Source organism: Psychrobacillus sp. PGGUH221 (assembly GCF_042055255.1).
In the GTDB taxonomy this organism is placed as follows: domain Bacteria; phylum Bacillota; class Bacilli; order Bacillales_A; family Planococcaceae; genus Psychrobacillus.
The window spans coordinates 188,948-203,643 of the sequence record NZ_JAQMHQ010000010.1 but is presented as its reverse complement, the minus strand read 5'-3'; the positions used below and the strand labels follow the sequence as shown (position 1 = coordinate 203,643).

The 14,696-nt window shown below is 38.2% G+C and carries 16 protein-coding genes and 2 other annotated features; all 16 genes read right to left on the bottom strand.

Annotated elements, in window-relative coordinates; translation table 11 throughout:
- Nucleotides 1-116: 116 nt before the first annotated feature.
- Nucleotides 117-3,671, bottom strand: a complete 3,555-nt coding sequence (gene rpoB, locus PGC35_RS17695; protein ID WP_053591306.1) for a DNA-directed RNA polymerase subunit beta — start codon at nucleotides 3,669-3,671, stop codon at nucleotides 117-119.
- Nucleotides 3,672-3,901: 230 nt separating this feature from the next.
- The gene (locus PGC35_RS17690) at nucleotides 3,902-4,504 is read right to left on the bottom strand and encodes a class I SAM-dependent methyltransferase (protein WP_375220077.1); all 603 of its coding nucleotides are present in this window, start codon (nucleotides 4,502-4,504) and stop codon (nucleotides 3,902-3,904) included.
- Nucleotides 4,505-4,582: 78 nt separating this feature from the next.
- A complete protein-coding gene (gene rplL, locus PGC35_RS17685) occupies nucleotides 4,583-4,945 on the bottom strand; it encodes a 50S ribosomal protein L7/L12 (RefSeq protein WP_053591304.1) in 363 nt (120 codons plus the stop codon).
- Between the two features lie 66 nt (nucleotides 4,946-5,011).
- Entirely contained in the window at nucleotides 5,012-5,512 is a 501-nt protein-coding gene (gene rplJ / locus PGC35_RS17680; protein WP_053591303.1) for a 50S ribosomal protein L10, read from the bottom strand.
- Between the two features lie 32 nt (nucleotides 5,513-5,544).
- Nucleotides 5,545-5,689, bottom strand: a sequence feature (ribosomal protein L10 leader region).
- A gap of 42 nt (nucleotides 5,690-5,731) precedes the next feature.
- On the bottom strand, nucleotides 5,732-6,424 hold the full coding sequence (gene rplA, locus PGC35_RS17675; RefSeq protein WP_053591302.1) for a 50S ribosomal protein L1: 693 nt from the start codon (nucleotides 6,422-6,424) through the stop codon (nucleotides 5,732-5,734).
- 128 nt (nucleotides 6,425-6,552) lie between these two features.
- A complete protein-coding gene (gene rplK, locus PGC35_RS17670) occupies nucleotides 6,553-6,978 on the bottom strand; it encodes a 50S ribosomal protein L11 (protein ID WP_053591301.1) in 426 nt (141 codons plus the stop codon).
- A 258-nt stretch (nucleotides 6,979-7,236) separates the two neighbouring features.
- The gene (gene nusG / locus PGC35_RS17665) at nucleotides 7,237-7,770 is read right to left on the bottom strand and encodes a transcription termination/antitermination protein NusG (protein WP_375220076.1); all 534 of its coding nucleotides are present in this window, start codon (nucleotides 7,768-7,770) and stop codon (nucleotides 7,237-7,239) included.
- A 102-nt stretch (nucleotides 7,771-7,872) separates the two neighbouring features.
- Entirely contained in the window at nucleotides 7,873-8,058 is a 186-nt protein-coding gene (secE, locus tag PGC35_RS17660) for a preprotein translocase subunit SecE (RefSeq protein WP_053591299.1), read from the bottom strand.
- Between the two features lie 44 nt (nucleotides 8,059-8,102).
- Nucleotides 8,103-8,249, bottom strand: coding sequence for a 50S ribosomal protein L33 (gene rpmG / locus PGC35_RS17655; protein WP_082355294.1), 147 nt, complete (start codon nucleotides 8,247-8,249; stop codon nucleotides 8,103-8,105).
- Nucleotides 8,250-8,324: 75 nt separating this feature from the next.
- Entirely contained in the window at nucleotides 8,325-8,969 is a 645-nt protein-coding gene (gene sigH, locus PGC35_RS17650; protein WP_053591298.1) for an RNA polymerase sporulation sigma factor SigH, read from the bottom strand.
- A 70-nt stretch (nucleotides 8,970-9,039) separates the two neighbouring features.
- Nucleotides 9,040-9,549, bottom strand: coding sequence for an NYN domain-containing protein (locus PGC35_RS17645; protein ID WP_053591297.1), 510 nt, complete (start codon nucleotides 9,547-9,549; stop codon nucleotides 9,040-9,042).
- A gap of 10 nt (nucleotides 9,550-9,559) precedes the next feature.
- A complete protein-coding gene (rlmB, locus tag PGC35_RS17640) occupies nucleotides 9,560-10,315 on the bottom strand; it encodes a 23S rRNA (guanosine(2251)-2'-O)-methyltransferase RlmB (RefSeq protein WP_053591296.1) in 756 nt (251 codons plus the stop codon).
- The gene (locus PGC35_RS17635; RefSeq protein WP_375220075.1) at nucleotides 10,316-10,735 is read right to left on the bottom strand and encodes a Mini-ribonuclease 3; all 420 of its coding nucleotides are present in this window, start codon (nucleotides 10,733-10,735) and stop codon (nucleotides 10,316-10,318) included.
- 4 nt (nucleotides 10,736-10,739) lie between these two features.
- Nucleotides 10,740-12,140: a cysteine--tRNA ligase gene (cysS, locus tag PGC35_RS17630; protein ID WP_056831195.1), complete on the bottom strand. Its 1,401-nt coding sequence runs from the start codon at nucleotides 12,138-12,140 to the stop codon at nucleotides 10,740-10,742.
- Entirely contained in the window at nucleotides 12,121-12,807 is a 687-nt protein-coding gene (cysE, locus tag PGC35_RS17625) for a serine O-acetyltransferase (RefSeq protein ID WP_053591293.1), read from the bottom strand. The genes cysS and cysE overlap by 20 nt, the downstream gene beginning before the upstream one ends.
- An 89-nt stretch (nucleotides 12,808-12,896) precedes the next feature.
- Nucleotides 12,897-13,119, bottom strand: a binding site (T-box leader).
- A 58-nt stretch (nucleotides 13,120-13,177) separates the two neighbouring features.
- Nucleotides 13,178-14,641 (bottom strand): glutamate--tRNA ligase, encoded by a 1,464-nt coding sequence (gene gltX / locus PGC35_RS17620; protein WP_375220074.1) that lies wholly within the window; start codon nucleotides 14,639-14,641, stop codon nucleotides 13,178-13,180.
- Between the last annotated feature and the right edge of the window lie 55 nt (nucleotides 14,642-14,696).

The window sequence follows — 14,696 nt, the reverse complement described above, 5'->3', positions numbered from 1 at the left end:
GGAGCCTACCTCCCTTTAGTCTTGTGTCTTTGAAAGACATTCCAAGTAGCTCTGCATTATGCAATTTTATACGGAAATACGGACAGGCATCACCTGTCCGATTTCTATTTTATTTCTTATTCCGCTGTGCCGACTGGTTCCTCTTCATTCGCATGTGGCAAAATTCCAAGCGCATCAGCAGCAGGAATATCGTCATCTTCATCTAAATCACGAAGTTCAATTTCTTCTTCGTCAATCGTTAACATTTTAACGTCCATACCTAAACTTTGTAATTCTTTAATCAATACTTTGAATGATTCTGGAACTCCAGGTTCTGGTACACTTTCACCTTTAACAATTGCTTCATACGTTTTTACACGCCCAACAACGTCATCGGATTTAACAGTTAAAATTTCTTGCAATGTATAAGCAGCACCATAAGCTTCAAGTGCCCATACTTCCATCTCTCCGAAACGCTGACCACCAAATTGCGCTTTCCCTCCAAGAGGTTGTTGCGTAACTAGTGAGTAAGGTCCAGTTGATCGAGCATGAAGTTTATCATCAACCATGTGGGCAAGTTTGATCATATACATAACCCCTACAGAAACGCGGTTATCAAATGGTTCGCCTGAACGACCATCGTATAAAATAGTTTTACCATCACGGTTAAGTCCTGCTTCTTCCATCGTATTCCAAACGTCTTCTTCGTTGGCACCATCAAATACTGGTGAAGCCATATGAACACCTAAAAGTCTAGAAGCCATACCTAAGTGAAGCTCTAATACTTGACCAATGTTCATACGTGAAGGTACACCAAGTGGATTTAACATGATATCAACTGGTGTTCCATCTGGAAGGAATGGCATATCTTCTTCTGGAAGGATACGCGAGATAACACCTTTGTTACCATGACGTCCAGCCATTTTATCCCCAACGGAAATTTTACGTTTTTGAACAATATAAGCGCGAACTAATTGGTTAACTCCTGGAGATAGCTCATCACCATCTTCACGATTAAACACTTTTACATCTAAGATAATCCCGCCAGCACCATGTGGTACACGTAGAGATGTATCGCGAACTTCTCGAGCTTTTTCACCAAAGATAGCATGAAGTAAACGTTCTTCTGCAGTAAGTTCTGTAACCCCTTTTGGTGTTACTTTACCAACTAAGATGTCACCATCACGAACTTCAGCACCGATACGGATAATCCCACGATCATCTAAATTGCGTAATGCATCTTCTCCGACGTTTGGAATGTCTCTCGTAATTTCTTCTGGCCCAAGCTTTGTATCACGTGATTCTGATTCATATTCTTCAATATGCACTGAAGTATATACGTCGTCTTTCACGAGACGTTCACTCATAATAACAGCATCCTCATAGTTGTAACCATCCCATGTCATAAAGGCAACTAGCACGTTACGACCTAATGCTAATTCTCCTTTTTCCATAGATGGACCATCTGCAAGAATATCAAGTGGTTTAACACGATCTCCAACTTTCACAATTGGACGCTGGTTAATCGATGTACCATGATTCGAACGTTCAAATTTGTGCACTTTGTAAGAAGTTAAATCACCTTTTACTTCTTTTCCATCCACTTCTTCGATGCGACGAACTCTAATTTCTTTAGCTTCAACATGCTCAACAATTCCATGATACTTTGCAATTACTGCAGCACCAGAATCACGCGCATTCACATGTTCCATTCCTGTTCCAACAAATGGTGCTTCAGGATTTAACAATGGAACAGCTTGACGTTGCATGTTCGCTCCCATTAGGGCACGGTTCGAGTCATCATTTTCTAAGAAAGGAATACATGCAGTTGCAGCAGAAACTACTTGTTTCGGCGAAACGTCCATGTAATCGATTTGTTCTCTTCTAAATACTGTGTTATCGCCACGGAAACGGCCTACTACTTCTTCTTTCGCAAATGCACCTTCATCTGTTAATAGAGAATTTGCTTGCGCTACCACATAGTTATCCTCTTCATCAGCAGTTAGATAATCAATACGAGAAGTTACTAGACCTGTTTCAGGGTCAACACGACGGTATGGAGTTTCAATAAAACCAAATTTATTCACTTTTGCAAAGCTAGAAAGTGAGTTAATAAGACCAATGTTTGGTCCCTCAGGTGTTTCAATCGGACACATACGACCATAGTGAGAATAATGAACGTCACGTACTTCAAAGCCAGCACGTTCACGTGTTAAACCACCTGGTCCAAGAGCTGATAGACGACGTTTGTGCGTAAGTTCAGCAAGTGGATTTGTTTGGTCCATGAACTGAGATAATTGCGAGCTACCAAAGAATTCTTTAATAGATGCAATAACTGGACGAATATTGATCAACTGTTGTGGAACAATTGATTGTGTATCGTTGATAGACATACGCTCACGTACTACACGTTCCATACGAGAAAGACCAATACGGAATTGGTTTTGTAGTAATTCTCCAACTGAACGTAAACGACGGTTACCAAGATGATCAATATCATCTGTGTTTCCAACATTAAATAATAGATTAAAGAAATAACCAATAGAAGAAACGATATCAGCAGGCGTTATGTTCTTAACTTCATTTTCCACATACGCATTGCTAATTACATTGATTTCTTTTTGTTCTTCATCATTTGGCGCATATATTTTAATCGATTGAATTGTAATATCATCTTCTAAAACACCACCTACTTGAGATAATGTTCTAAATCCGATTCCATTTTCCAAATGAGGAATTAGTCGATCTAATACTCTTCGATCAATAAGAGTACCAGCTTCTACTAAAATTTCTCCTGTTTCTGGATCCACTAGCGTTTCCGCTATTGTTTGGTTAAACAAACGATTTTTAATATGCAATTTTTTGTTCATTTTGTAACGACCAACGTTTGCTAGATCATAGCGTTTTGGGTCAAAGAAGCGTGAATATAACAAGCTCTTTGCACTTTCAACAGTTGGTGGCTCACCAGGACGTAGACGCTCATAGATTTCAAGTAACGCTTTTTCAGTCGTTTCCGTGTTGTCTTTTTCAAGCGTGTTACGTAAATATTCATTATCACCAATTAAATCGATGATTTCTTGATCTGATCCAAAGCCTAATGCGCGAAGTAAAACAGTAACCGGCAATTTTCTTGTGCGGTCGATACGAACATATACAACGTCTTTTGCGTCGATTTCGTATTCTAACCATGCACCACGGTTCGGAATAACTGTTGCTCCAAAACCTTTTTTACCGTTTTTGTCTGTCTTGTCGTGGAAGTAAACACTTGGTGAACGGACTAACTGAGATACGATTACGCGCTCAGCACCATTTATTACGAAAGTACCAGTTTCAGTCATTAGTGGGAAATCACCCATAAAGACATCTTGTTCTTTCACTTCGTCCGTTTCTTTGTTGTGGAGACGTACTTTTACGCGCAATGGAGCAGCGTATGTTGCGTCACGTTCTTTTGATTCGTCGACTGAATATTTTGGATCATTTAAACTATAGTCGACAAATTCAAGTGATAGATTGCCTGTAAAGTCCTCGATTGGAGAAATGTCTCTGAACATTTCACGTAAACCTTCTTCAAGGAACCATTCGTAAGATGCTGTTTGAATTTCGATTAAATTCGGAAGTTCAAGCACCTCACTAATACGCGCAAAACTTCTGCGGTGGCGGTGTTGTCCGTACTGAACTAGTTGACCTGTCAACTCATTCACCCCTCAATAAAGCTATAATTGGGTCTTTTCGATATGAACAAATTAGTGTATGATATCGAAAGACAAAAAGAAAACGAGTTCTAAATTAAGAGCTCATTTTTTATTAATCAAACTTTTTCTCGGCCAGTATACCCATATTTACTCCATTTAATTCAAAAGGGCATACTACCTCAAAATAATATTTTTGCATTTTATTATAATATCATAGCGATTTTGTCAAGTCAATCTTTTGTAGCCTTTAAAATCCAATATCCTTTGACTTTAACTACTACTTCCACTTGACCAAAAATCTCTTCCAAATGACTAAAAGTAGATGGTGCCCCTTGTTTCTTTTGAATCACAACCCACAATTCTCCCCCTGAAACCAACTTTTCATAGGATTCATTGTAAAAACGAAAAATAGTTTCTTTTCCAGCGCGAATCGGTGGATTAGTTATTATAGCCGCAAAGTTTGCAGTGTTTACTGCTGACAACCCATCACTTTCATAGATTCGTACATTTTGTATCCCGTTCGCAGCAGCATTTTTTTCTGCAAGTTGGATTGCACGTGTGTTAACATCTACTAAATGAACTGTTCTTCCTTCATTTGCTTTCGCAATGGAAAGACCGATCGGACCGTATCCACACCCTACATCGAGAAAGTCTCCTTCTCGTTCCGGCGCTTCAAAAGCATCGATTAATACACGGGAGCCAAAATCTACTTCGCTTTTACTAAATACACCAGCATCTGTTTCAAACCGAAAATTATGTCCAAGTAACGTAAAATTCCAGTGACGTGGTTTACTTTCAGTTTGAGGTTTTCTAGAGTAATAGTGATCAGACACCGAATAACCCTCCATAATATACATACGAAGAAAAGCCCGTCGATAAATGACGAGCTTTTTTCTTCATACTGTACAAAATTACTTAACTTCTACGTTAGCGCCAACTTCTTCAAGTTGAGCTTTGAAAGCTTCCGCTTCATCTTTAGAAATGCCTTCTTTAAGTGGTTTTGGAGCGTTATCTACTAATTCTTTAGCTTCTTTCAAGCCAAGACCAGTGATTTCACGTACTACTTTGATTACTTTGATTTTTTGATCTCCAGCAGAAGCAAGGATTACATCAAATTCAGTTTGCTCTTCAGCTGCAGCAGCACCGCCACCTGCAACCATTGCTACTGGAGCAGCAGCTGTTACACCAAATTCTTCTTCGATTGCTTTTACTAAGTCGTTTAATTCTAGAACTGTCATTTCTTTGATAGCGTCTAAGATTTGTTCTTTACTCATTTTGTTTTCCTCCTATAATGGATAATTTAGGCTATTTGCCTTATTTTAATTGTTAAGCTGCAATAATTATGCGCCTTGCTCTTCTTTTTGTTCTGCAACAGCTTTTGTTGCAAGCGCAATGTTGCGCATTGGTGCTTGAAGTACAGATAGAAGCATAGAAAGAAGACCTTCGCGTGACGGAAGTTCTGCTAATGCTTTAACGTCCTCAGCAGATGCTACAGTACCTTCGATGATACCAGCTTTAATTTCAAGCTGTTCGTTCTTTTTAGCAAAATCGTTAATGATTTTTGCAGGTGCAACTACGTCTTCGTTAGAAAATGCTACAGCATTAGGACCAACAAGATGTTCATTAATCCCGTCAACACCAGCAAATTCAGTCGCGCGGCGTGTAAGTGAGTTTTTGTAAACTTTAAATTCCACACCAGCTTCACGAAGTTGTTTACGTAATTCAGTTACTTGCGCAACATTTAAACCACGGTAGTCAACAACTACTACAGAAGCAGCAGCTTTAAACTTTTCTGCAATTTCTTCAACTTGCACTTTTTTAGTTTCAATTGCTTTGTTCATTTTGGCACCTCCTATAAGAATTGGCCATTTATACCGACAAAAGAAAAGCCTCTGGATCTACGGATAGACACAGAGGCAGAAAGTCATCATCTAATAAGAATCTGAATTTGCATGTCCTCGGTAGGATATTAAGTGACAAGTCACTCCTACTGTCTTCGGTACAAATGTATATTTCACAACAAAAGTCATCTTAACAGATAGACTTATGATTGTCAATTATTATTTTACTGATTGAGTATCAATTTTTACAGCTGGACCCATAGTAGTTGTAACATTTACAGACTTCATGTAAACACCTTTTGAAGCAGCTGGTTTAGCTTTTTGTACTACTTCAAATACTGCTAAGAAGTTTTCTACTAATTTGTCGTCTTCGAAAGAAACTTTTCCGATAGGAGCGTGAATGATACCAGCTTTGTCAGCGCGGTATTCTACTTTACCAGCTTTAATTTCTTCGATAGCTTTTGTTACGTCAAATGTAACTGTACCTGTTTTTGGGTTTGGCATTAAGCCTTTTGGTCCAAGTACACGACCGATTTTACCAACTTCACCCATCATGTCTGGTGTCGCAACGATAACATCGAAATCGAACCATCCTTGTTGGATTTTGTTGATGTATTCTACATCACCTGCGTAGTCTGCACCAGCAGCTTCTGCTTCTTTTAGTTTTTCGCCTTTAGCAAATACTAATACGCGTTGTGTTTTACCAGTTCCGTTTGGAAGCACAACTGCTCCACGGATTTGTTGGTCATTTTTACGAGTATCGATTCCTAGACGGAAAGCAACCTCTACAGTTGCATCAAAATTAACTGTGCTCGTTTTTTTAGCAAGTTCGATTGCTTCTTTAACTGAGTACAATGCATTACGGTCAACTAGTTTTGTAGCTTCTTGTAATTTTTTACCTTTGTTAGCCATTTAAAATGTCCTCCTTGATAGTGGTTTTAGCGGAATAAACCTCCCACGTGTAAAGGTTGCAGTTATTCTTAGGAACAACTACAACCTTCCAAAAAACAATTGCGTCATATCAAAATGCACATTAAGTATTAGTCTTCGATCGTAATACCCATGCTACGTGCAGTACCTTCAACCATCAACATAGCTGCTTCAACAGATGCTGCATTTAAATCTGGCATTTTTTGTTCTGCGATTTCGCGAACTTTATCACGTTTCACTGTCGCCACTTTTACGCGGTTTGGTTGACCTGATCCAGATTGAATACCTGCTGCTACTTTAAGTAACACTGCTGCCGGCGGAGTTTTTGTAATGAAAGTAAATGAACGATCTTCAAATACAGAAATTTCAACCGGAATGATTAGACCTGCTTGATCTGCAGTACGTGCGTTGAACTCCTTACAGAATCCCATGATATTAACACCCGCTTGTCCTAATGCAGGACCAACCGGTGGCGCTGGGTTTGCTTTACCAGCAGGAATTTGTAATTTAACAACTTTAATCACTTTTTTAGCCACGAGACACACCTCCTTAAGTCCGTGATGTGGTAATTGGGTTGCCCCTCCCACTCAAATATCTGTCTCTCAGCGAATTGCCGATAACATTATAAAAATTCATGCAGACTAATTTTCAGTCTGACCTTTGAAATGATACCACTATTTTCAACCTTTAGCAAGTAACAATGGAAAATAATATTTTTTGGCGTGAACTAGCTCAAAATTTAAACGTATCATTTCTGATTGTATAAAAAGCTTCTGTACCCAGTCCGACAAGAATTATATCTTTGTTAATTGATCGAAGTCTAACTCCATATTAGTTTCACGGCCAAACATATCAACTGAAACAGTTACTTTACCTTTAGCAGTATCGATTGTTTCTACTTTACCTTGGAAATGAGCAAATGGTCCTTCTAGCACTTCTACTAATTCACCGATTTCAATATCAATTTCCACTTTACCTTCGGTATTACCCATTTGTTTTAACATAGATTGAACTTCTTCAGGAGCTATAGGAGTCGGTTTTGTCCCTCCGCCTGATGAACCTAAGAATCCTGTTACACCAGGTGTATTTCGAACTACATACCAAGCATCATCCGTCATAACAAGTTCAACGAATACATACCCAGGAAAAGTTTTTCTCGTTACAACACGTTTTTTTCCATCTTTAATATCTGTTTCTTCCTGTTCAGGGATGTATACTCGGAAAATTTTATCTTGCATCCCCATAGTTTCTACACGTTTTTCTAAGTTTGCTTTTACTTTATTTTCATACCCAGAGTAAGTATGAACGACATACCAATTTTTTTCCATAGTTGACGGACTAATCGTCCTTCCCTCCTTTTCTCAGACAAATGAAAAAACCCGTTCGTTTAAATAAGACGGGCTATTTCAAAAATATTAACATACTACATTTTATAAATCCAAATACCAACGGAAAAGTTCTGAAATCCCTAAATCTACTACAGCAAAGAATACAGCCATAATTACAACAGTTGCAAGTACAATCATTGTATATTTCGTAAGCTCTTTCTTTTTAGGCCAGCTCACTTTTCTCATTTCGGACATTACATTTTTAAAGAATCCTCCAACATTAGCCATTCTAGCTAAACCTCCACACGGAAAATCTATCTTTTTTTACATACTCATAATGTTTGTTTATGAAGTGTATGCTCGTTACAGTGCGAACAATATTTTTTTAGTTCTACACGTGTTGCACTTTCTTTCGATGTAGGAAACGAATAATTTCGGTTTCCACATTTCTCACAACTCAAGACAATTTTCTTTGTCATTTTCTCACCTTTTTGGCGTGTAATCTTTTTCAAGATTATCATTTTACTAATTCAGTGTCAACAAAATCCCAGTGTTTAGGCATAATTACTACCAATCTCCATATATCTCTCTAGCTTACGTTTCACTCGCTGGAGTGCATTGTCAATTGATTTCACGTGCCGATTTAGTTCTTCTGATATTTCTTGATAAGACTGCCCATCCAAGTATAGCGCAAGAACTTGTTGTTCCAGTTCACTTAAAATTTCTGCCATTTTCTCTTCCATATAATCATAGTCTTCTCGATTGATTATCAATTCTTCCGGATCATCTATTACCGAACCGGCAATCATATCCATCAATGTCCGATCCGATTCTTCATCATAGATTGGCTTGTCCAGTGAAACATAAGAATTAAGTGGAATATGTTTTTGACGTGTAGCAGTTTTTATCGCTGTAATGATTTGTCGAGTAATACATAACTCCGCGAAAGCTCGAAAGGATGCTAGCTTTTCTTCTTTAAAATCACGAATCGCTTTATATAATCCTATCATACCTTCTTGAAGAATATCTTCCTTGTCTGCTCCAATTAAAAAATAGGATCTGCCTTTCATTCGAACGAAAGAACGATATTTCGTAATTAAATAATCAAGCGCTTCAGTGTTACCTTGATGAACCATCTCTACAAGCTCCTCATCTTGTAAACTATCTAATTGTTGTAGATTATGTTCGATCTTTTCCAATGAAGTCACCTCTGCAAGTTTACGATAGTTATCACAAGTATACAGGATGAAAATTTATCCAGTCAATGCATCATTTCATTCCTCTTCGCCATTTTTCGAAAATTTCTGCAATTTCGTCCGTTAGAGGGATCTTGGAAGACGGCTTATTATCTTGAATATACCTCACTTTTTTCGTTATATTCGACGATATAGCCGTCATTTCAATTTCAAATTCTCGAGCAGATTTTCTTAATGCGCCTTGTCCAAAAATAACTCTTTGCTCCGTCATATCAGAAGTAGCTACATAAATTTCTATTTTTCTACCACTTAATTCTCTTGTAAGCTTCTCAATTCGCTCATCTGCTGTTTCGTTTGTTCGAGTAAAAATAACTTCTACATCACGTTGCTTCTGCTTATTTTCAATTCCCGGAACTAAATGTGCGTCAAATACGACAATTACACGAATACCCGTAAACGCTTTATATTCAGCCATCAGTTCCAGAAGTCGGTCTCTTGCGTCTAGTAGTTTTTCTTGCTTTAAAACTCTTAACTCTTTCCATGCGCCGATGATATTATAACCATCGACAAGAAGAATTTGCATCAGGCTATCCTTAAAGAGGACGTCTTACACGCAATACTTCGTATAAAAGTATAGACGCAGCAACAGACGCATTTAAACTTGTTACATGACCGACCATTGGTAAATGGTATAAGAAATCACACTTATCTTTTAATAAACGACTCATCCCTTTACCTTCACTACCAATAATAAGCGCTAATGGAAGTGTGGCATCCATATGACGATAGTCAGTGGACTTTGTAGCATCTGTCCCCGCAATCCAAACTCCACGTTCTTTTAACTCATCCACCGTTTGCGCTAGATTTCCAGCTCGATACACCGGAATATGCTCAATTGCTCCAGTAGATGCCTTAGCAACAACTGCAGTTAGTCCCACAGCACGTCTTTTTGGAATTATAATACCGTGTGCCCCAACCGCATCTGCTGTCCTCATAATAGACCCAAGATTATGTGGATCTTCAATTTCATCCAAAATTATAAAGAGAGGATCTTCTTGTTTACTTGCAGCTAATTCAAACAAATCATCCAGTTCCGCATATCGATATGCAGCGACCGAAGCAACGATCCCTTGGTGATTGGCATCGGTCAAGTTATCTAATTTCTTTTTTGGAACGAATTGAACGATGATTCCCGCTTCCTTAGCTAGTTGAATTATTTCCGAGACTCCGCTTTTTTGTATGCCTTCAGCAATCCACACTTTATTCATATCTCTTCCTGAACGTAGCGCTTCTACAACAGGGTTTTTCCCAGCGATAATTTCTCCCGTTTGTTCTGTATTCTCTGCCATTTACTTCTTCTCCCCTTTCTGTCCGTCAATAAATTTAATTGAAAATAGAAGTAATTCTTCCAACCGTTCTTTTTGCTCACTTAGATATAAGCTTCCTACTAATGCTTCAAACGCAGTACTATAATGATATGTTTGGACATCTGTATTTTTCGGTACAGTACCAGACTTTGCATTTCTACCCCTTTTTAATACCGCAAGTTCCTCTTCTGTTAGGATTTTTTTATCTAAAAGCTCGTGAACAATCGTCGCCTGTGCTTTTGCAGATACATACTTAGTTCCTTCTCTGTGCAATATGTTTGGCTTAACTCGACCAGAACGAATGAGATGCTCTCGAACGACTTGTTCGAAGACAGCATCTCCCATATAAGCTAAAGCTAACGAGTTTAATTGTTTAACATCGGATAACTTAAAGTTAGTCATAAGTTTATCCTCTTTTCCATCGGATACCTTGCGCTGTATCTTCTAAAATAATATTCATTTCTTTTAATTGATCTCTTATTTCATCTGCACGAGCAAAATTGCGATCCTTTCTCGCTTGATTTCGTTCTTCGATTAATGCATCAATTTCTTCATCCAATACTTCTTTTTCTTGTTGGAGAGAAATTCCCAATACTGTAGTCAGTTCATCAAAAATTGTTAAGAATTGCTTTAACACATTTTCAGAAGTCTGTTTTTCTAATAGATACGTATTTGCTAGCTTAGATAATTCAAAAACTGCAGCAATTCCGTTCGCTGTGTTAAAATCGTCATCCATTGCAGTGATAAATTGCTCTTTTACTTCTCCTATTTTGTGCATCCAAATATCATGATGGTCACCTAAGTCCGCTGTCGCGTCTAAGCGATGTAACACATTTGCATACGATGTACGGATACGTTCTAGGCCAGCTTCCGCTTGTTCTACTAAATCACCGGAATAGTTAATTGGGTGACGATAATGTACACTCAGCATGAATAAACGCAATACTTGTGGATCAATATTTTGACGAATATCATTAACTAAAACGAAGTTACCTAGTGATTTTGACATTTTTTCATTGTCAATATTGATGTAGCCATTATGCATCCAATATCTTGCAAATGTTTTACCTGTTCTTGCTTCCGATTGTGCAATTTCATTTTCATGATGAGGGAAAGTTAAATCTTGCCCACCAGCATGGATATCAATTGTATCACCTAGTACTTCTCGAGCCATTACCGAACATTCAATGTGCCACCCTGGACGTCCTTGGCCCCATGGGCTCTCCCAGAAAATCTCTCCTGGCTTCGCAGCTTTCCATAATGCAAAGTCTAAAGCATCTTCTTTCTTTTCACCGGCCTCGATTCGTGCACCAACTTTTAAATCATCGACCGATTGGTGAGAAAGCTTTCCATAACCCTCAAACTTTCTTGTGCGGTAGTATACATCACCTTGAGATTCATACGCATAGCCTTTTTCTTCTAACACTTTAATAAAATCTATTATTTCGGTCATGTGATCGGTCACACGAGGGTGCGAATCAGCTCGGTTGCATCCTAATGCCTCTACGTCTGCAAAATAAGCTTCAATAAAACGTTCTGTTAACTCAGAAACCTCTTCACCTAACTCATTTGCAGCTTTAATAATTTTGTCATCCACATCTGTGAAATTGGATACGTACGTTACTTCATATCCTCGATATTGCAAATATTTCCGTACCGTATCGTATACGATCACTGGACGAGCATTCCCGATGTGAATGTAGTTATATACTGTTGGTCCACAAACATACATTTTTACCTTTCCCTCTTCCATTGGTACAAAGGGTTCTTTTTCACGTTTTAATGTATTAAAAATTTGTATTGCCATGTATACTTATCTCCTTTTCCTTTTTAAGTCTTTCTACTTCTTCTTGTAAATTTTTTATTTCATACTCCATCTCTCTACATCGATCAGCGAACGGATCCGGTAAGTCTTGGTGATTCAAGTCTTGATGATGTGCATTTTGCTTTACTTTCACTCCATCTTGAATTACAACTACTCCAGGTATACCAACTACTGTTGAGTTCATTGGAACATCTTTTAAAACAACAGACCCTGCTCCCACCTTACTATTTTCTCCAATTGTAATCGAACCTAACACTTTGGCACCAGTTGCTATTAATACATTATTGGCAAGTGTAGGATGTCTTTTTCCTTTTTCTTTTCCTGTACCACCCAATGTGACACCTTGATATATCGTACAATCTTCCCCTATTTCACAGGTTTCCCCGATGACAACACCCATTCCGTGGTCGATAAAAAAACGTCTTCCAATCTTCGCACCCGGGTGAATTTCAATACCAGTGAAAAATCGGCTAATTTGCGAAATAACACGTGCGAGGAAAAATAATTTCTTATTATAAAAAGCGTGTGCAATCCGATGACTCCAAATAGCATGTAAACCCGAGTATGTTAATACTACTTCCAGGATACTTGTTGCTGCAGGATCTTGTTCAAATACAACTGCTATGTCTTCTTTGATTCGCTCAAACATCCTTTTTTCTCCTTTCTTAGAAACATGTAAACGTTGTAGGAAAAGCTAAACTTTTCTTCCACAATAAAAAGCGTCCCTGTCTATAATTAGACAGAGACGCTTTGGGCGCGGTTCCACTCTGATTGAAAAGGCAAATAAAACACCCTTCCCACTTCGCATCCTTAACGCAGATGATACGTCCAGCCTACTGACATGTTCGGCATGGCACTCAGAGGTGCATTTCAGTAACTCATTGGTTCAGACCACTTTCAGCCGGTGATGGTCCTCTCTAAAGAACTTGTGTTACTTACTTCTCCTCATCCTTGCTTTTTCTAGCTTCCGTTCGGAATTTGTATCCTCATTTTCACACCTTACTAGAGGAAAGTCAATATTATTGTTTTGCGTATTTAGCCACTCGAGCAATTACATTTTCTTTTCCGATAAGACTGATAGCATCTGCCAACTCAGGACCATGTGTTTGACCAGTTGTTACTACACGGATTGGCATAAATAAATTTTTCCCTTTATGGCCAGTTTCTTTTTGAACTGCTTTGATCGCAGCTTTAATTTCAGCTGCTTCAAATATTTCTAAAGTTTCTAACTGTGCTTTGAATGCAGCCATTACCTCTGAAACTTGTTCACCTGCTAACACTTCTTCCGCTTCTTCAGTATATGCAATCTCATGTTCAAAGAACTGTGATGACAATTCAACTATTTCAGCACCAAAGCTCATTTGATCGTGGTATAGAGCAATAAGCTTCGTTGCCCAAGCATGTTGTTCCTCCGATAGTTCTGCTGGAAGTAGCTCCGCCTTTTGTAAGTGTGGCAATGCTAGTTCCACTACTTTTTCAAGTGGTAATTGCTTAATATATTGATTATTCATCCACGTTAATTTTTGTTTATCAAACATGGAAGGTGATTTAGATAAACGATTCACATCAAATATTTTTATAATTTCCTCTTTAGAGAATATCTCTTCTTCCCCTTCAGGAGACCATCCTAAAAGTGCAAAGAAGTTGAACATTGCTTCAGGTAAGTAACCTAGATCTTTGTATTGCGTAACAAATTGAATAATAGACTCGTCACGTTTTGAAAGCTTTTTACGATTTTCATTAATGATTAAAGTCATGTGACCGTATGCAGGGTATTCCCACCCAAACGCATCAAATATCATTAATTGTTTTGGAGTGTTAGATAAATGCTCTTCCCCACGGAATACATGGGAAATTTTCATAAAGTGATCATCTAAAACTACCGCATAGTTATATGTTGGAATGCCATTTGCTTTTACAAGTACCCAGTCACCAATATCTTTGGATTCAAAAGTAACCGATCCACGAACTAAATCCTCAAATGTGTAGGTTACATTTTCAGGTACACGCATACGGATAGTATAAGGCATACCTGCATTTTCTTTTTCTTGGACTTCTGTTGCAGATAAATGACGACATTTACCGTTGTACATAGGCGCAGCTATTCCGTTTGCTTTTTGCACTTCACGTTCTGCTTCTAATTCCTCTGAAGTACAGAAACATTTATACGCATGCCCTTTTTCTAACATTTCTTCAGCATGCTTTGTATAAATATCTAGTCGTTCCATTTGACGATAAGGTGCGTATGGTCCACCAATATCAACTGACTCGTCATATTCGATACCTAACCATTTAAGATTTTCAAGCTGAGATAACTCGCCACCTTCTACATTACGTTCAATATCTGTATCCTCGATACGAACGATAAACTTCCCGTTATTGTGACGTGCAAATAAATAGTTAAATAATGCTGTTCGTGCCCCTCCGATATGTAAATACCCTGTTGGGCTTGGCGCGTATCGTACGCGAACTTCTTGTGTCATTGTAAATCCTCCTAGTTTTCGTTCATATAAAGTGAAACTTCAGCTTGTGAAAGTT

Excerpts from the sequence above, each read along its gene's own strand:
- PGC35_RS17645 (WP_053591297.1), bottom strand. The coding sequence starts at position 9,549 with ATGCAAATTCTTCTTGTCGATGGTTATAATATCATCGGCGCATGGAAA.
- PGC35_RS17635 (WP_375220075.1), bottom strand. The coding sequence starts at position 10,735 with ATGACTAACTTTAAGTTATCCGATGTTAAACAATTAAACTCGTTAGCT.
- rplA (WP_053591302.1), bottom strand. The coding sequence starts at position 6,424 with ATGGCTAACAAAGGTAAAAAATTACAAGAAGCTACAAAACTAGTTGAC.
- rlmB (WP_053591296.1), bottom strand. The coding sequence starts at position 10,315 with ATGGCAGAGAATACAGAACAAACGGGAGAAATTATCGCTGGGAAAAAC.
- nusG (WP_375220076.1), bottom strand. The coding sequence starts at position 7,770 with ATGGAAAAAAATTGGTATGTCGTTCATACTTACTCTGGGTATGAAAAT.
- rplJ (WP_053591303.1), bottom strand. The coding sequence starts at position 5,512 with ATGAACAAAGCAATTGAAACTAAAAAAGTGCAAGTTGAAGAAATTGCA.
- secE (WP_053591299.1), bottom strand. The coding sequence starts at position 8,058 with ATGGCTAATGTTGGAGGATTCTTTAAAAATGTAATGTCCGAAATGAGA.
- cysS (WP_056831195.1), bottom strand. The coding sequence starts at position 12,140 with ATGGCAATACAAATTTTTAATACATTAAAACGTGAAAAAGAACCCTTT.
- rplL (WP_053591304.1), bottom strand. The coding sequence starts at position 4,945 with ATGAGTAAAGAACAAATCTTAGACGCTATCAAAGAAATGACAGTTCTA.
- gltX (WP_375220074.1), bottom strand. The coding sequence starts at position 14,641 with ATGACACAAGAAGTTCGCGTACGATACGCGCCAAGCCCAACAGGGTAT.
- cysE (WP_053591293.1), bottom strand. The coding sequence starts at position 12,807 with ATGTTTGAGCGAATCAAAGAAGACATAGCAGTTGTATTTGAACAAGAT.
- rpmG (WP_082355294.1), bottom strand. The coding sequence starts at position 8,249 with ATGACAAAGAAAATTGTCTTGAGTTGTGAGAAATGTGGAAACCGAAAT.